The sequence below is a fragment of the Streptomyces sp. NBC_00259 genome (genome assembly GCF_036181745.1).
Taxonomy (GTDB): domain Bacteria; phylum Actinomycetota; class Actinomycetes; order Streptomycetales; family Streptomycetaceae; genus Streptomyces; species Streptomyces pratisoli.
The window spans coordinates 7,994,652-8,011,559 of sequence record NZ_CP108080.1; the positions used below are offsets into that span (position 1 = coordinate 7,994,652).

The following is a 16,908-nucleotide window of genomic DNA, read 5'->3' on the forward strand; positions in this document are numbered from 1 at the left end:
GGTTCTTGTCACAAGCATGATCCTGCGGCGCGTGGAGTACCAACGCGGCGGTGGACCGGGCGTCGCCGGTCGCCCACTGGACGGCTCGACGGCTCGACAGCGTTCGGGGTCTCATCGCCCTGCGGTGCTGCTCGCGGTCGCGCGGGGTGAGGGGGCCGGGGCGGTGCGGGCGGCCGGAGTGGTGGGTTGCTGGTGGGGGAGGACGTCGTCCCCGTAGAGGTCCTGGACCCAGTTGGTCTGGTAGATGGTTTCGAGGTAGCGCTCGCCGAGGTCGGGGGCGATGGCGACGGCGGTGGGGCTGTCGCCGGGGTGGCGGGCGAGCCAGTTCATGGCGCCGCTGACGACGGTGCCGGTGGAGCCGCCGAAGAGGAATCCGCGTCTGGCCAGGTGGTGGCACGTCCGGATGGTGTCGGCTTCCTCGACGCGGATCACTTCGTCCACGTAGGAGGTGTCGAGCAGCGGGGGACGAACGCTGGTGCCCAGGCCGGGGATCATGCGCCGTCCGGTGGGGCCGCCGAAGGTGACCGAGCCGGCGCTGTCGACGGCCACGATGTGTACGGGGCGGTGCCACTCGCGGAAGTAGCGGGCGCAGCCCATCAGGGTTCCGGTGGTGCCGGCGCCGACGAACAGGACGTCGAGGTCGGGGAACTGCCGGGCGATCGCGGGGGCGGTGCGGCGGTAGTGGGCGAGGTGGTTGTGGGGGTTGGCGTACTGGTTGAGCCATACGTAGCGCTCGTCGGAGGCGACCCGGGCGCGGACGTGGTCGATGCGGGCGCCGAGGAAACCGCTCTCGCCGGGTTCGGTGATGACGTGGACCTGGCTGCCGAGGGCCTCCATGAGGAGCCGGGTGGACAGGTTGCAGCGTGAGTCGGTCACGCACAGGAAGCGGTAGCCCTTGCTGGCCGCGATCATGCTCAGGGCCACGCCCAGGTTGCCGGAGGAGGACTCGATGAGGATCGAGTCCTTAGTCAGCAGGCCGTCCCGTTCGGCGGCCTCGATCATTTCGCCCGCGGCTTTGAGTTTGATGGAGCCGGCGAAGTTGAATCCTTCGCATTTGAGGAACAGCGAGTGTCCGAACATCGCCTCGAGGTCGACGTAGAGGTCGTCTTCGTTGAAGGCCTGGGGGGTGGATATGACGGGCACGGTGGTCTCCTCGTTCTTGTCGGGTGCGTTGTGCGTTCTCTTCTGCGCTGTTCCGGGCCGGTCCCGCTCGGCTGAATGACGTGATGACGCGGGTCCCGGAGTCCGGATCCGTCTGGCCGGCGCTTCTCTTTCAGTACGCCCGGTCCGGGCGGCACTGTCATGCCACCGGAATTCGGGACTTGACACCCGCCGCCATTACGGTTACGGAAATGCCGCTGGCCTGTTCCTTTGCCTGTGCAGGAGCAGGCGGCGGTCGCCCAGGGACGGGGCCGTGCACGCTCCCGCGGCGGCTGTCGGGGGCTTCAGTGAGCCGTGGCGGCGAGGCGCCGAGCGTTGTGGGTGCTACGCCACTCGGAAATCCAGAGTCCGGAATCCAAATGCCGAGAATCCGACAATCCGAGAATCGAAAACCTTCTGGGCCGGACAGCGGCGGGTTCTTACCGGGGCTTGTCCGCGGGGTCAAGTTCCGAATTTCAGGGGCAGGACAGGGGCTTTCCCGTCGGGCCTACTGGAGGTGCGTTCGGTACCGGAGAGCCGTGGCGGTTTCGAGAGTGACGGCTGCTCACGCCCCGCGCGGGGTGTGAGCGGGTCCGGACGATGTAAAGGCAAACCGACAGCGGACCGCACAGACTGCAGGTGGAAGACCCATGTTCTCGTTGCTTCATAGAAAGGCAAGGGCCTATGGCCTTGGTGTTTCCGGGTGGCATGTTCCGGCTGGTTCCCTCCGGCGCCTCCGGATGCGGGCTGCACGGGCTGCACGGGCCGTATCCGCCTGGCGCATCTTCGGAGGGCTGCCGTGCTGAGCGACACCGCCGGGATTACCGCCGCGCCTGGGGCCACAGCAGTCGGCAGGCCGCCGGGTGCGGCGGGTGTCGGGGACGGTGCGGGCGCCGGCGTCGAGGCGCTGATGGCCGAGGTGCTGGCCGGAGTGCTCGGGGTCGAGGAGGTGCCGGTCGAGGGTGATTTCTTCACCGAGCTGGGCGCTGATTCCTTGGTGATGGCCCGGTTCTGCGCGCGGATCAGGAAGCGCGACGATCTACCGACGGTGTCGATGACGGATGTCTACCGGCATCCCATGATCCGGAGCCTGGCGGCCGCGTTCACGGACGCCACCCCCACCCCCGGCCCCACCCCGACTCCGGCCCCGGCATCGGTTCCTGCCTCGCCGGCGGTCCCGGCGCAGGCTGAGGCACCGTCCGGAGCGGTGTCAGGCGCACCCTCCGGGTCGCCCGAGCCGTCGCCGGAGCCGCCGTCGGGGTTACCGGACGAGCCGGGGCCGGCGTCCCGGTCGCGGTCCGGGTCCCGTGTGCCGGATGGCGCGCGGGCGGTGGTGCCCGACACATGGCAGTACGTCTGGTGCGGGGCGTCGCAGCTGTTGCTGTTCCTACTCTTCTCAAGCCTGGGAGCGCTGGCCGGGTCCCATGGCTGTCAGTGGGCCGCGGCGGGTTCCGGAGCGGCCGGCTTCTATCTGCGGGCCGTGGTCTTCGGCGGAGCCGTGTTCCTCGGCCTGTGTGCGCTCCCGGTCGTGGCGAAGTGGCTGCTGATCGGCCGCTTCACCGCGCGCCGGATCCCGGTGTGGAGTGCGGGCTATCTGCGGTTCTGGTGCGTGAAGACGCTGATCCGTACCAGCCCGGTGCGTCTGTTGACCGGCTCGCCGCTGTACGTGCTGTACCTGCGGGCGCTGGGCGCGAAGGTCGGCCGTGGCGCTGTGGTCTTCTCCAAGCACATTCCCGTGTGCACCGACCTGCTCACGATCGGCGAGGGCACGGTGGTCCGCAAGGACGTGCACTTCTCCTGTTACCGGGCGCATGCCGGTGCGATCGAGACCGGCCCTGTCACTCTCGGGCGCCAGGTGACCGTCAGCGAGCAGACGGTCCTGGACGTCGGGACGTCGATGGGCGACGGGGCCCAGCTGGGCCATGCCTCCGCTCTGCACACGGGGCAGTCCGTACCCGCCGGCCAGGCGTGGCATGGATCTCCCGCGCAGCCGGCCGGGGGGACGGACTTCCGGGCCGTCGTCCCCGCTCGCTGCGGGAGCCTGCGCCGGGCCCTCTACGGCCTGTGGCAGCTGTCCGGCATGGTGCTGGTGTACCTGCCTCTGACGATGGCGGGTGTGGGCGTCCTGCTCACTGCGCTGCCGCAGTCCGGCCGGCTGCTCACCTCCGGACCGCCGCCCGTCACCAGTGCCGCCTTCTACGGTGAGACGCTGGCCGTGTCGTTCGTGGTCTTCTTCGGCGCCCTGCTCGCCCGTCTCCTCCTCGCGGGTACCGTGCCGCGCCTGCTGAGCCGGCTGTTCCTCACCCCAGGCAGGGTCTATCCGCTGTACGGGTTCCACCACGGCATTCAGCGGGCGGTCACCCGGATGACCAACGTCAAGTTCCTCACCCTGCTGTTCGGTGACAGCTCCGCGATCGTGCACTACCTGCGCCACCTCGGCTACGACCTGCGCCGTATCGAGCAGACCGGGTCGAACTTCGGCTCGCTGGTCAAGCACGACAGCCCCTACCTGAGCGACGTCGGCAGCGGCACGGTCGTCGCCGACGGACTGTCGATCGTCAACGCCGACTTCTCCAGCACGTCCTTCCGTCTGTCCCGGGCCTCGATCGGGGCGCACAACTTCCTCGGCAACAACATCGCGTACCCCTCCCGCGGCCGAACGGGCGACAACTGCCTGCTCGCGACCAAGGTGATGGTTCCCATCGACGGACCGGTCCGCGAGGGAGTGGGCCTGCTGGGATCGCCGGCCTTCGAGATCCCCCGCACGGTGCTGCGCGACACCCGGCTCGACCACATCTCCGGCGCTGATCTGCGCGGCCGCCTGGCCGCCAAGAACCGGCACAACGCCGTCACCGCCGTGCTGCACCTGCTGGTGCGGTGGGTCCACTTCTTCGGAGTCACGCTCATCGCCCTGGCCGCTGCCCGCCTCCACCACAGCCTCGGCGCGGCGGTGTTCGCACCGGCCGCCCTGTGCACCCTGGTCTTCACCGTCGTCTACTTCGTCCTGGCCGAACGTGCCGTCACGGCACGGCGGCCCATGAAGCCGCTCGCCTGCTCGATCTACGAACCCTCCTTCTGGCAGCACGAACGCTTCTGGAAACTCGCCACCCACACCTACATGCAGGCCTTCAACGGCACACCCTTCAAGCCCCTCGTATGGCGGATGCTGGGCGTCCGGATCGGCCGCAGGGTCTTCGACGACGGCGCTTCGATCACCGAGCGGACGCTCACCACCATCGGGGACGACTGCACGCTGAACGCGGCAAGCAAGATCCAGTGCCACTCGCAGGAGGACGGCGCCTTCAAGCGGGACGACGCCACGATCGGCGCCGGCGTGACGCTCGGGGTCGGCGCGTTCGTCCATTACGGCGTGACGGTCGGCGACCACGCGCAGCTCGCGGCCGACTCGTTCCTGATGAAGGGCGAGGAAGTTCCCCCTAACGCTCGGTGGGGCGGAAACCCGGCCCGGGAAGTACGGGACAACAGGGCCTGCAACGGCCACGACGCCGCCGTCCCGGCACGCGTCACCTGAAACCACGGCAGCACGGCGCACGACACGCGAAGGGAACGACACGTTGGAACTGGATAGGGACATGGACGTGCGGGTGGATGTGGGTCGGGAGTTCTGGCGTGGGGTGGTGGGTGGGGGTGGGTTTGCTTCGGTTCCGCGGTGGGTGTCGGCGCCGGCTGTGGTGGCGGGTGTGGGTGAGTGTGAGGTGCGGGTTCCGGGTGGGGTGGTGTCGGGGTTGAGGGGTGTGGCGGGGGAGCTGGGGGTGGGGGTGGGTTCGTTGGTGCTGGCTGTGCATGGGCGGGTGCTGGGGGTGTTGTCGGGTGAGGACGAGGTGGTGACGGGTTACGTGTCGGCGCGGGGTGGGGTGGTGCCGTGCCGGTTGTCGGGGCGGGCGGGTTCGTGGCGTGAGCTGGTGGGTGGGGCGGTGCGGGTGGAGTCGGGGTTGTGGGCGCATCGGGATGTTCCGGTGGGTGTGGTGGTTCAGGAGTTGGGGTTGTCGGGGCCGTTGTTCGAGGTGGAGTTCGATCCGGCCGGGACGGCTGCCACGACGACGGTCACTCCTGGCATCACCGGTGGTGCCGGTGGTTCGGGTGGGGTGGGTGGGTTGGTGGAGGGGTCGGTGTTGCGGGTGGGGGTGGTGGAGGACGGGCGGGGTCTGGTGGTGCGGTTGTGGTTCAGGACGGTGGTGATGGATGCGGAGGCCGCGGAGCGGGTTGCGGGCTATTACGTGGCGGGGTTGGGGCAGTTGGCGGCGGGTGTGGATTCGGTGCCGGGGTCGTTGGTGTCGGGTGGGGAGCTGGCGTTTCAGGTGCAGGGGCTGGCGGGGCGGCGGCGTGAGGTGCCGGGGGTGCGGGTGCATGAGTTGTTCGAGGGGTGGGTGCGCCAGCGTCCGGGTGCGGTGGCCGCGGTCTGCGGTGGGCGGCGGGTGTCGTACGGGGAGTTGAATGCGCGGGCGAATCGGCTGGCGCGGGCGCTGGTGGCGCGGGGGGTGGGCCGTGAGGGTGTGGTCGCGGTGGTGATGGAGCGGAATCTGGACTGGCTGGCGGCGGTGCTGGCGGTGTTCAAGGCGGGTGGGGTGTATCTGCCGGTGGAGCCACATTTCCCGGCGGGGCGGATCGCGGCGACGCTGGGGCGGGCGGGGTGTGGGGTGGTGCTGAGCGAGGCGGGCAGCACCGGCTCGTTGGATGAGGCGCTGGGGTCGCTGGGGGGTGTGGAGCGGCTGCTGGTGGACGATGCCTGGGCGGAGGAGCATGCCGGGCACGATCTGGACCTGCCCGTGGACGCGGATCAGTTGGCGTACATCTACTTCACGTCCGGGTCGACGGGTGAGCCGAAGGGGGCGATGTGTGAGCACGCGGGGCTGGTGAATCACCTGTTCGCGAAGATCGACGATCTCGGTATCGGTGAGGACAGTGTGGTGGCGCAGGTGGCGCCGCAGTGCTTCGACATCTCGTTGTGGCAGCTGGTGTCCGCGCTCATGGTGGGCGGGCGGACGCTGCTGGTGGAGCAGGACGCGGTGCTGGATGTGGGCCGGTTCCTGGACACGGTGTCCGCCGGTGGGGTGACGGTGCTGCAGGTGGTGCCCTCGTATCTGGAGGCGCTGCTGGCGGGACTGGAGCAGCAGCCGCAGGCACTGGAACGGCTGCGGTGTGTGTCGGTGACGGGTGAGGCGTTGAAGCGGGAGCTGGCCGAGCGCTGGTTCACGGCCCGTCCGGGGGTGGCTCTGGTGAACGCCTACGGGCTGACGGAGACCTGTGACGACACCAATCACGAGGTGATGCACACGGTCCCGGAGCGGGTCCTGCTGGGCCGGCCGGTGAGCAACGTGCACGTGTACGTCGTGGATGACGATCTGATGCCGGTGCCGTTGGGCGCGCCGGGCGAGATCGTGTTCTCCGGGGTGTGTGTGGGGCGGGGTTATGTGAATGATCCCGAGCGCACCGCGCGGGCGTTCGTGCCCGATCCGCATCGTGCGGGTGAGCGGTTGTATCGCAGTGGGGACCGGGGCCGCTGGCATCCTTCGGGGAAGCTGGAGTTCCTGGGCCGCCGGGACACGCAGGTGAAGATCCGCGGGTTCCGGATCGAGATCGGCGAGATCGAGAACACGCTGCTGCGGGTGCCCGGAGTACGCGACGGCGCGGTCGTGGTCACCGACACCGGTGCCGGACAGCAACTGGCCGCCTTCTACACCGCCCCCACCCCACTCGACAGCCGGATCCTGCAGGAACACCTGGCGGCCACCCTGCCCGCCTACATGGTGCCCCCGGTCTTCCACTGGCAGCAGGCCCTGCCCCTGACCCCGAACGGCAAGACCGACAAGAAGACCCTCACCCACCTCGCCACCGACCTCGCCACCCACACCCCCACCGATAGCGGCGCAGCGGAGCGCGAGGCGCCGGCCACCGCGACCGAACAGCGCCTGGCCGCCGCCTGGGCGAACGTCCTCGGCATCGAACAGGACCAGATCGGCCGGCAAGACCACTTCTTCGACCGCGGCGGCACCTCCCTGTCCGCGGTGAAACTCGCCATCGCCCTCGACCGCCAGATCACCCTCAAAGACGTCACCCGCCATCCCGTCCTCGCCGACCTCGCCACCCAACTCGACAGCGCAGCGCCGCTTCCCGCGGCCGACTCTCCGGCTGGTTCGGCGACCGGCTCGGCGACCGAACTGACTCCCGCTCCCTGACAGCACTGCACCGTCCATCAGAGACACCACACCACGAAAGGGATCGTCAATCATGTCGTCGTCCCCGAATCCCGCGGCCCTCCCCGGCGTCACGTCGCGGCCCGGCGCCGTTGCGCTTCTTGACACCGAACCCCCCGCCGACGTGGCGCGTTGGGCGGCGGAGCAGCGTGAGGCGCTGCGTGCTGTCGTCGCCGAGCGTGGTGCGGTGCTGGTCCGCGGCCTGAACCTGAGTGATGCCGATCAGGTGGGCGGTGTCTTCCGCCGGCTGGCCGGCGGCGAGCTGATGAGTGAACGCGAGGCCTTCGCCGCCCGGCAGAGCTACCCCGGCGGTGTGTACTCCTCCACCACCTGGCCCGCCAACCAGCCCATGTGCATGCACCACGAACTCAGCTACACCCTCGAGTTCCCCGGCCTGATGATGTTCGCCTGCCTCAGCGCCCCCACCCAGCAGGGCGCCACCGCGGTCGCCGACGCACCCACCGTGCTCCAGGCCCTGCCCCCCGAACTGGTCAAACGGTTCGAGCAGGAAGGCTGGCTCCTCACCCGCAGCTACAACGACGAGATCGGCGCCTCCTTCGCCGAAGCCTTCGGCACCGACGACAAAGCCATCATCGAGAACTACTGCCGGATCAACGCCATCGACTTCGCCTGGCAGAGCGACGGCACCCTGCACACCCGCCAGCGCCGCAGCGCCATCGTCCGCCACCCCGTCACCGGCGAACGCTGCTGGTTCAACCAGATCGCCTTCCTCAACCAGTGGACCCTCGCCGAAGAGGTCCGCGAATACCTCGTCGACGTCTACGGCGAGGACGGCCTGCCCTTCAACACCCGCTACGGCGACGGCGACCCCATCGGCGAGGACGTCGTCCAGATCCTCAACGAGACCTACGAGGCCCACACCGCCCGCGAACCCTGGCAGGCCGGCGACCTCCTGCTCGTCGACAACATCCGCACCGCCCACAGCCGAGAGCCCTACGAAGGCACACGCGAAGTCCTCGTCGGCCTCGCCGGACCCGTACGACTCACCGACTGCTCACCCACCATCGAGGTGAGCGACCAATGACCCCCATCCGGCGACCACCATCCGCCGTCCGCTGACCGCTGGCCCCCGTCCGATGACCGCCATCCGTTCCACGATTACCACCAGCCGCTCCACTCCACCACGGGAGTTGTCCATGTCGCAGCCGTCCGCCGTGCCGCCGTTCGCGGTGATCCCCGGTGCCCAGGTCCAGCATGCCCTCAAGGGCCGTGAGAAGCAGATCGTCGAACTCGTCGAGTCCACCTACCGGTTGCATGCGGCAGGTGATTCGGTGAACCCGCCGTCGTACTTTCTGCGCTTCCCCGACCGCCCGACCGCCCGCATCATCGCGCTTCCGGCCTCGATCGGCGGTCAGGTCCGCGTGGACGGCCTGAAGTGGATCTCCAGCTTCCCGACGAACGTCGCGGCGGGCATTCCGCGCGCCTCGGCCGTGCTGATCCTCAACGACCACGACACCGGCTATCCGTTCGCCTGCCTGGAGAGCTCCATCATCAGCGCCACCAGGACCGCGGCGATGGCGGCCCTGGCCGCGGACCGGCTCAGCCGCGGACGGCAGCGCCCGGCGCGGATCGGGTTCATCGGTACGGGCCTGATCGCCCGCTACATCCACACCTTCCTGGCGGGCACCGGCTGGTCGTTCGACGAGATCGGCGTCCATGACGTGTCCGCAGACAGCGCGGCCGGCTTCAGCGGCTATCTGCAGCAGACGCCCGTCACCGGCCGCGTCACCGTCCACGAAGACCCGCAGGACCTGATCCGCTCCAGCGACATGGTGGTCTTCGCCACCATCGCCGCCGAACCCCACGTCAGCGACCCGGCCTGGTTCGACCACCATCCGCTGGTGCTGCACGTCTCCCTGCGCGACCTCGCACCCGAGATCATTCTCGCGTCCGCGAACGTCGTGGACGACGTCGAACACTGCCTCAAGGCCGACACCTCACCCCATCTGGCCGAACAGCTCACCGGCGGCCGCGACTTCCTCACCGGCACCCTCGACGACGTGATGTCCGGCAAGGTGGAACTGCCCACCGATCGGCCGGTGGTGTTCTCACCCTTCGGCCTCGGCGTCCTCGACCTCGCGGTGGGCAAGTACGTGTACGACCAGATGGACAGCTCCGGCGAACTGCATGTCATCGACGACTTCTTCCACGAACTGCGCCGCTACGGCTGAGCGGCCGCCCCTCGCCGATCCGCCCCACTGCCCACTCATCCGGCCGGGCCAGGCCCGGCCGGATACCGGACGGACCGCGGGTACGTACGGACGTCCCGGGGGTAGCCGCTCAGGAGCGCTCAGACACGGCAGGGGCGAGCGGTCACAGGCAGGGCGAGGTCGGCTGGGGCGCGATGATGGCCGCTGTGCGGGAGTTCATCGCCGCGGCGTGGCGCAGTGGAGGTGGTCTGCGGTGACGGGTGCGCCTTCGGCGGTGTTGCGGTCGTACGTGACGGTCCTGACCGTGACGGGCCCGGAGCCGACGGCGACGTCGAAGGCGGAGTCCCGGGCGCCTGCCCGCAGACGTGATCCGGGCAGGGCGGCGGCCAGTGTGGAGGCATCCGCTTCGCGCCCCGCGGGATAGGTGATGACGGGCGGTCCGGCAGGCCGTACCGACGGCGCTGATGCCGAGGTGTCGGTCACGGCGAACCGGCTGCGCCGCAGGGCCTTGGCGACGGTGGTGTCGTCGACGCGCACCGAGATGGTGGCGGGGTCGGTCTCGGCGCGGGTGTCGGGCACGGGCGTGACGCGGGTGTCACCGGTGATCGGGCGGTCGGCACGCAGGGCGTTCCAAAGGGCCCGGGACCGGGCCGGATGCCACAGGAGGGTGGATCCCACGCCGGGCACGCGATGGTCGAAGTTGGCGATCGGGACGGTGGTGAACTCCATCCGGGCGGCCGGAAGCCGGCCCAGTGTCCGGCCGATGCGGACGAGGTCGTCCAGGCCTGTCCGTTCGTCTGTGCGGACGGACTTGAGCAGTTGGCCGGCCGTGTACGCCGCGCTGACGGGGTCGGCCAGGGCGCCCTGGCCGGTCAGCCGATCCAGCATGCCGGCGAGCAGGCGCTGCTGGCGGCGGACCCGGCCGAGGTCTCCCGGGCGGTTGATGTGCCGGGCCCGGGCGTAGCGCAGGGCTCCGTTGCCATCGAGAAGGTGGGTTCCCGCGGGGATGTCGAGGCCAGAGCTGTCGTCCTTGAGCGCCTTGTCCGTGCAGACGGTCGCGCCGCCCAGATTGTTGACGGCCTGTTCGAAGCCGGAGAAGTCGGTCTCCAGGTAGTGGTCGACATGAAGGCCCGTGACCTTCTCGACAGTGCGCACGGTCAGCGGCCCGCGGCCGGTCTTGAACGCGCCGTTGATCTTGCCTCGGCGGGGTGGCGTCGTGCTGCCGTCGGGCTTGGCGTACTCGACGTAACTGTCGCGGGGGAGAGAGACGATGCTGGCGCGCCGCTGGTCCTTTGACAGGTGTACGAGCATCATCACGTCGGTGCAGTCGCATCCCTCGCCGCCCACATGAAGGCGCCGCTTCTCGGCGGCTGACAGCCCGGTGCGGCTGTCGATGCCGACGATGAGGATGTTCGTGCCGTGGCTGCTGTCCTGGCCTGCTGCTCCCTTGAGGGCGGGAACGGCCTGGGGGCCGCCCGCCCAGGGCCAGGACACCAGTCCGGCGAGCAGGGCCAGGCCGATCGTAAGACGACGCATCACAAACCCCACATAAGCCCGCTCAACGGATAGAGAGGTGAGGCTATCGATCGTGGAGGGGCGGGAGCTGTCCCACGCGCCGTGGAGGCGGCATCCCGCTGCCATGGTCACCCGCCTTGTCCAGCGGGCGTCCCGCACCCCGCTGGTGGTGGCGAAGGCGTACCGGGCGCCGGCTGTGGCGGTGCGCGCCGGAGGAGTGCGTCAGCGGAAGCCGTCCGGGTTCGCGGCGCTTCCGCCTCCGCCAGCCTCCTCGTTGAACCGCCAGATGTCGGGTCGGGAGCCGTCGAGATCGGTGAACCCGTACACCCGGGCGAGGTGGCCGGAGCTGACGGAGGCGCCGTTCCACCGAGCCCGGTCCGTATCGGAGGCCAGCGCGGCGACGGCCCGTCCGACATAGCGAGGGGACTCGGACAGGGCGAAGTCCGGTGGCGCGGTGGGGCGGCCCCCGGCGCGGTCGGGGGCGAGGGCGTCGCGCCAGTTCTCCTCGGACACGCCGTAGTTGTCGAGCATCATCTCCGAGCGGAGCCAGCCCGGTGTGAGGGCGACGGCGGAGGCTGCGTGTGGACTCAGTTCGTGGCCCTGGGAGAAGGCGAGCCGGTTCACGGCGGTCTTGGCGAGGTCGTAGAAGACCGAGATCCGGTACCGCGACGCGTTGTGGTCTGCGGTGCCGTCCGTCACCTCCACAAGCAGCCGCCCGGCTTCTCGATGAGCAGAGGGGGAGCAGATGATGCGAGGTGATGAGATGGCTGTCGATGGCGAGCCGGAGCATCCGGAGCCCGTCGTCGAGGTCGAGCTCCCACAGGGGGGTGTTCCATTGCGGCGGGCCGCCTTTGAGCAGTTCGCCGCCCCAGAGGTCGTTCACGAGTACGTCGATATGGCCATGGTCGCGGCGGACCCGTTCGGCCAGTGCCCGGACCTGAGCGGGGTCGAGATGGTCGACGGGGACAGCGATGCCCGTGCCGCCCAGTCGTGTGACGAGGTCGGCGGACTCCTCGATCGTCTCGGCCCGCTGGTAGTCGGACGGGATCCTCTTGGTGCTGCTGGTGCGCCCCGTGCAGGTGACGGTCGCGCCGGCTTCACCCAGGGCGGCGGCGATTCCGCGTCCGGCTCCTCGGGTGGCTCCCGCGACGACGGCCACGCGGCCGCGCAGCGCCTCTCGGTCCGGTGACCAGTCCATGGACCCAAGTCTGCCGTGCGGTGTGTTCGGAGAGCCTACGGCGGGTTCGTCCGGACGAGTGAGTGACTGGCCAGGAACGAGGGGACGTTGTCAGAGATCTGGCCCCACCCACCGCGTCACCGTCGGCCTGCTCCTGAACTGCCTGGCGCGTCGGTCACCGCGGGTGCTTGGCCGACAGTCCGTCGCGGATGGTGCGTGCCTGACGGGCGAGGGCGAGCAGTCGGCCGTCGCCGGACCAGATGGTGCTGTCGTCGACGCCCCAGCCGCCGCCGGCGTGTTCGGTACGGATCCGGACCAGGGCCCAGCTGTCCGCCGGGCGCGCGTCCAGGGCGTCGGTGAAGTGCACGGTCAGCTCGGCCGTCGGCACCGGGCGCGCCTCGGTCCACAGGGCGAACAGCGCGGGCGGCAGGGCGTCGGCGAGGACGACCGTCGTCTCGGCGTCCAGCGGCCGGTGGTCGGCGAAGCGCATCCACGCCAGGAGTTCCGCCTGCTGTCCACCGCCGAGCGGCCGGGCACCGGTGGCGGGGCGGATCTCCAGGCGCGCGGCGAAGGCTGCCAGGGAACTCGGGAGGGCGAGCACAGGGCACGCCTCGGGGCGCGGTACGTCGGGTGCGGGGATCCCGTCGTACACAGGGCCGTGTCCGGTCCGTCCGAACACGGCCGAGCCGGTCAGCGCAGGGACACCGCCCTGGACGGCGGTGACCGAGGACATGGATGTGCGGCGGCCCTCTCGCAGGGCGAAGGCCGAGAAATGCAGCGGACGTTCGTCCACGGGGGCCAGGAAGTGCGCACTGAGCGCACGCACAGGGAGCTCCCCCTGCCCGCGTGCGGCACGCTCGTCGCGCATGGCGGTGAGGGCGAGAGCGGCGACGTATCCGCCCTGGGCCCCGTTCCACGACCACCAGGACCGGTCGACGTGGACGGTGGTGCCGTCCGCCGCTCCTGCGGGAGGGGGGCTGACGGTGTCTGCGGCTGAATTGGGCATTCCGTCCCTCTCGGGGAGGTGGGTTCGTATTCCCAACCCACCTTAACCAGCAAGGTTGGGAAATCCAACCGACTGCTGGATGTTCACGAACGGCGGCGCGTGCGGTACGGGCGGTCTGTGCGTCAGGGGGAGTCGGCTCAAGGCGTCAGCAGTGCCTGGCGGGCGGCGGTGAGGAGCCACTCCTCGGCCTGGGCGTGGGACCAGTCGTTGTCGTCGACGAGGGTGAAGAAGCCCTGGTATCCGAAGTAGAACCACAGGATGTCCAGGGCCCGCTCGACGTCGATGCCGCTCTGCAGGGCGCCCAGTTCCGCAAGGCGCCGGGCAGCCACCCTGGTGCCGTCGCGATAGCGCCCGGTGGCCAGGGCGAGACCCTCCGCGGCCGCCGCGTCGTGGGGGGCCGTGGCCAGCACGACCCGCATGATGTCCCCGTAGTCCTCGCGCATCCGCCGTGTCAGGGCCGCGACGATGCGCAGGATCTCCGCCGGGTCGCCGGCCTCCTCCAGCTGCTGCCGGGCCGTCTCGACCTCGGGAGCCGCGGACCATCGGTCGACCAGGATCCGCAGCAGGCCCTGCTTGCCACCGATGACGTACACGGTCGCCGGCGAGACCCGGGCGGCGGCGGCGATGTCGTCGACCTTCGTGGCGAAGTAGCCGCGCTCGCTGAACAGTCGGCGTGCCTCGTCGATGACGGCGCGGCGGGTCGCTTCCGCGTACTCCGCCCGCCGGCTGGGCCGCTCACCGTTCCGCCCCTCACCGGCCCCGCCGGCCCCACCGGTCGTGCTGCGGGTGCCGGGGGTGGATGTGCGCTCACTTCGAGGACTCATGCTCCGAGTGTACCTATCTCTACTGAGAGCAGTTTGCCTCTGAGGACACACGAAGTACTCTCGTCACTAGAGCCACTCTCTGACGAAGAGGGGTTCTTCTCCGAGGGGCCGCATCATGACCGCAGAAGCCACGACCAACAGCAGGGCCCACAGCACGACCACGACCATGACCGCCGCGCGTGAGCTGGCCGCCGAGATCGGGCCGGGCACGGTCGCGACGTCCGGTCCGCCTACGAGGCCACACGCCGTATCTGGAACGGCGCCGTGCACACCCGGCCCGCCCTCGTCGTCCACGCACGCACCCGAGTCGACGTTCAGGCCGCGGTGCGCGCGGCCCGCCGGCACGGCCTGCCGCTGTCGGTACGCGCCGGCGGCCACGACATCCCCGGACGCAGCCTGCGCCAGCACGCGCTGGTGATCGACTTGACCCGTATGGGGCAGGTCACCGTCGACCCGGTCACGCGTGTGGCCACCGTCGGCGGGGGCACCACGGCCGCCGGCCTCGTCGCCGCGCTGGTCCCGCACGGGCTGAATGCCGTCACCGGCACGGTCGGCGGCGTCGGCATGGCGGGCCTGACCCTCGCGGGCGGGTACGGCCCGCTCAACGGCCGGTACGGTCTAGTGCTGGACAACCTGCTCGGTGCCGACGTCGTCCTGGCCGACGGCCGGACGGTGCGGGTGGACGCGGAGCGCGAACCCGAACTCTTCTGGGCCCTTCGCGGCGGTGGCGGCAACTTCGGCGTCGTGACATCCATGCGCCTGCGCCTGCACCCCCACGACGGTCTGCTCGCCGGCCTGATCGGCTATCCCTGGGCACAGGCCGGGAAGGTGCTGGAACGGCTCGGCCAGGTCCTGGCCGAAGCGCCCGACGCACTCACCGTGCAGACCGCCTTCCTCACCGGCCCCGACGGAGCACCGACGCTGTTCCTGATGCCGACATGGAACGCCGCGACAAGCACGGGTGAGCCGCACCTGGGCGCACTGCAGCGACTCGGAGCCCCGGCCTTTGCACAGGTCGGCCCGACCTCCCAGGAAGAACTGCTGCACCGCAACGACGCTCAGGGCGAGTTCACCGGACGGCACTTGACCGCGCGCACGCGGTCGGTCGCCGCCCTCACGCCAGGGGTCGTCGAGGCCTTCATCGCGGCGGGGGATTCGGTCGCCAGTACGGCATCGGGCGTGCTGCTGCATCACTTCCACGGCGCCGCGGCCCGGGTGGCTCCCGAGAGCACCGCGTTCGGCATCCGGCAGGACCACTTCATGGTCGAGATCGTCGCGGCGTGGGAACCGGCAGACGCCGGGCCGCATCATGCGTGGGCGGACTCGGTCGTCGGCTCTCTGGCGCCCCACGCGCTGCCGGGCGGCTACCCCAACATGCTCGGCTCCGGTCAGGACGCCGAGATCGCCCGCGCCTACGGCCCGAACACGGCACGACTCCTGGCCGCCAAGGCCCGGTTCGACCCCGACGGCACCTTCACGGCCACACCCCTGCCGCCCGCCGCACGGGCCTGATCCGGGACGGACCACGGCCGACAGACCACGGCGAGCCTCACTCCGCCCAGCACGCCCACCGCGCCCTTGGCCACGCGGCTCCCCGGTCCTCCGCTCCTTCGCCGGAACGCTCAGAAGCCGAACGTGGCGTTGCTGAAGGCGATGTAGAACGCGGCGATGCCGAGGATCCACAGGGCGAACGCGCCCAGCATGGCGCCGGTGGCCGTGGCGACACCCGTGCGGCGCCCCAGTACCGTCGCGCCGGTCCAGCCGCACGCGGCACCGGCCAACGGCACGCCGACGAGCAGCATGGCTGCGTGCTCAAGTGACTTCCTGGTCTGGTGGTTGGCGCGCCAGTCGGTGGTGCTCTTGTGCTGGAGCGCGTCGTCGGCGGCGTACCACAACCCGGCCAGCAGGGGCAGCAGGAGTACGGCCGTCAGGACGAGGAAGGTGATGACCGTACGTCGCGTCCGTCGAGCCGTCTCCGCAGCGGAATCCGTCATGTGGGCATCCTGCTCGGGTGTCACGGCGCGCACCATCCGTACGCGTACTCAGTCGGTGCGCCGGATGTCGGCAGGGACCGGAGTGCCTGCCCGGTGCGGACCCAAATTGCCCAGGACCTCGTCGAGTTGGGACGGGGCGAGCGAGGCACCGGGCAGCACCTCCGCGGGCGCGGTCCTCGGCTCCCGGCTCGCCTCCGGCATCAGCGCGACCGAGCTGTACGAGGGCCACCTTCCGGAGCGGACGCGATCGACATCACGGTCACCGCGGGGCAGACGGCCCGTTTCCTGTGGCCGGCACTCGGCTCCCGTAACCCGCAGCGCTCTATCGCGCGCCTCGGAAGCGCGCCGCAGGAGGCCCACGCCCTGGCGGCACACGGTGTCCGCGTCGCCGTCGTGGTCCCGGACCGCACCGCCCGCCGCGCGATGGGCCGCAACATGGTGGACGACTCGCGCCGCCCGGACGCCGCTCGTGCCGGCCACGCCCAGGCCGCCGTCGTCGCAGGGGCCGTCGCCGAGGTGTGGAACGGCTGACCGGTCGCGGAGCTTCTCTGCCGCGCTTGCCCTCCCCGGGCCGCCCCTCCAAGCCGCCGGATCGACCAGGGCCCTGCCGGCTGTCGGCTGCCGCGCCGCGCTGCCGCGTTCCCGTGCGGATACGGTCAACGTCACGGCGGCCCGTTCCTTCGCGACGTTCAGTGCTGTCGACAGCCAGCGACCGTCCACGTCGCGCGTCAACGTCGCGCGTCGCGGACGGAGCCGAAGCAGTTGCCTGCGTGCGTTATGCCCCGCCGGGCGCTGCGGCCAGGGGAGATTCACGACCAGGCAGTCGACAGCGCGGACGATTTGGCGGCATGGCCCCTGTGACGCGA

11 protein-coding genes and 2 pseudogenes are annotated in these 16,908 nt (G+C 70.3%); 6 read left to right on the forward strand and 7 right to left on the reverse strand.

Annotation, left to right across the window (positions count from 1 at the left end; genetic code table 11):
- Positions 1-111: 111 nt before the first annotated feature.
- On the reverse strand, positions 112-1,143 hold the full coding sequence (gene sbnA / locus OG766_RS35790) for a 2,3-diaminopropionate biosynthesis protein SbnA (RefSeq protein ID WP_266389615.1): 1,032 nt from the start codon (positions 1,141-1,143) through the stop codon (positions 112-114).
- Positions 1,144-2,050: 907 nt separating this feature from the next.
- Here sbnA and OG766_RS35795 point away from each other — a divergent pair.
- From OG766_RS35795 to sbnB, 4 genes and pseudogenes are all read left to right on the forward strand, one after another.
- The gene (locus tag OG766_RS35795; protein ID WP_328727579.1) at positions 2,051-4,672 is read left to right on the forward strand and encodes a Pls/PosA family non-ribosomal peptide synthetase; all 2,622 of its coding nucleotides are present in this window, start codon (positions 2,051-2,053) and stop codon (positions 4,670-4,672) included.
- Positions 4,673-4,733: 61 nt separating this feature from the next.
- Positions 4,734-7,265, forward strand: a pseudogene (locus OG766_RS35800) (non-ribosomal peptide synthetase); the annotation flags it as partial.
- 124 nt (positions 7,266-7,389) lie between these two features.
- Positions 7,390-8,400, forward strand: coding sequence for a TauD/TfdA family dioxygenase (locus OG766_RS35805; protein WP_328727315.1), 1,011 nt, complete (start codon positions 7,390-7,392; stop codon positions 8,398-8,400).
- A 112-nt stretch (positions 8,401-8,512) separates the two neighbouring features.
- The gene (gene sbnB, locus OG766_RS35810) at positions 8,513-9,547 is read left to right on the forward strand and encodes a 2,3-diaminopropionate biosynthesis protein SbnB (protein ID WP_266389618.1); all 1,035 of its coding nucleotides are present in this window, start codon (positions 8,513-8,515) and stop codon (positions 9,545-9,547) included.
- 195 nt (positions 9,548-9,742) lie between these two features.
- Here sbnB and OG766_RS35815 read toward each other — a convergent pair whose 3' ends face one another.
- From OG766_RS35815 to OG766_RS35830, 4 genes and pseudogenes are all read right to left on the reverse strand, one after another.
- Complete coding sequence (locus OG766_RS35815; protein WP_266389621.1) at positions 9,743-11,062, reverse strand: LCP family protein; 1,320 nt, start codon at positions 11,060-11,062, stop codon at positions 9,743-9,745.
- Positions 11,063-11,263: 201 nt separating this feature from the next.
- Positions 11,264-12,239: pseudogene (locus tag OG766_RS35820) on the reverse strand (SDR family oxidoreductase).
- A 154-nt stretch (positions 12,240-12,393) separates the two neighbouring features.
- Positions 12,394-13,224: an acyl-CoA thioesterase gene (locus tag OG766_RS35825; RefSeq protein ID WP_266389625.1), complete on the reverse strand. Its 831-nt coding sequence runs from the start codon at positions 13,222-13,224 to the stop codon at positions 12,394-12,396.
- Between the two features lie 137 nt (positions 13,225-13,361).
- Positions 13,362-14,048, reverse strand: coding sequence for a TetR/AcrR family transcriptional regulator (locus OG766_RS35830; protein ID WP_266389627.1), 687 nt, complete (start codon positions 14,046-14,048; stop codon positions 13,362-13,364).
- Positions 14,049-14,312: 264 nt separating this feature from the next.
- Between OG766_RS35830 and OG766_RS35835 the strand changes: the two genes are divergently transcribed.
- Positions 14,313-15,560 (forward strand): FAD-binding oxidoreductase, encoded by a 1,248-nt coding sequence (locus OG766_RS35835; protein WP_328727316.1) that lies wholly within the window; start codon positions 14,313-14,315, stop codon positions 15,558-15,560.
- Positions 15,561-15,670: 110 nt separating this feature from the next.
- Here OG766_RS35835 and OG766_RS35840 read toward each other — a convergent pair whose 3' ends face one another.
- On the reverse strand, positions 15,671-16,042 hold the full coding sequence (locus OG766_RS35840; RefSeq protein WP_328727317.1) for a hypothetical protein: 372 nt from the start codon (positions 16,040-16,042) through the stop codon (positions 15,671-15,673).
- Positions 16,043-16,090: 48 nt separating this feature from the next.
- Positions 16,091-16,243 carry a hypothetical protein gene (locus tag OG766_RS35845; RefSeq protein WP_328727318.1) on the reverse strand — a complete coding sequence of 51 codons (153 nt, stop codon included), beginning with the start codon at positions 16,241-16,243 and terminating at the stop codon, positions 16,091-16,093.
- 192 nt (positions 16,244-16,435) lie between these two features.
- Here OG766_RS35845 and OG766_RS35850 point away from each other — a divergent pair, with 192 nt between their 5' ends.
- A complete protein-coding gene (locus OG766_RS35850; protein ID WP_328727319.1) occupies positions 16,436-16,573 on the forward strand; it encodes a hypothetical protein in 138 nt (45 codons plus the stop codon).
- The last annotated feature ends 335 nt before the right edge of the window (positions 16,574-16,908 follow it).

Excerpts from the sequence above, each read along its gene's own strand:
- OG766_RS35825 (WP_266389625.1), bottom strand. The coding sequence starts at position 13,224 with ATGCCCAATTCAGCCGCAGACACCGTCAGCCCCCCTCCCGCAGGAGCG.
- OG766_RS35805 (WP_328727315.1), top strand. The coding sequence starts at position 7,390 with ATGTCGTCGTCCCCGAATCCCGCGGCCCTCCCCGGCGTCACGTCGCGG.
- OG766_RS35845 (WP_328727318.1), bottom strand. The coding sequence starts at position 16,243 with ATGCCGGAGGCGAGCCGGGAGCCGAGGACCGCGCCCGCGGAGGTGCTG.
- sbnB (WP_266389618.1), top strand. The coding sequence starts at position 8,513 with ATGTCGCAGCCGTCCGCCGTGCCGCCGTTCGCGGTGATCCCCGGTGCC.
- OG766_RS35830 (WP_266389627.1), bottom strand. The coding sequence starts at position 14,048 with ATGAGTCCTCGAAGTGAGCGCACATCCACCCCCGGCACCCGCAGCACG.
- OG766_RS35795 (WP_328727579.1), top strand. The coding sequence starts at position 2,051 with ATGGCCGAGGTGCTGGCCGGAGTGCTCGGGGTCGAGGAGGTGCCGGTC.
- OG766_RS35840 (WP_328727317.1), bottom strand. The coding sequence starts at position 16,042 with ATGACGGATTCCGCTGCGGAGACGGCTCGACGGACGCGACGTACGGTC.
- OG766_RS35815 (WP_266389621.1), bottom strand. The coding sequence starts at position 11,062 with ATGCGTCGTCTTACGATCGGCCTGGCCCTGCTCGCCGGACTGGTGTCC.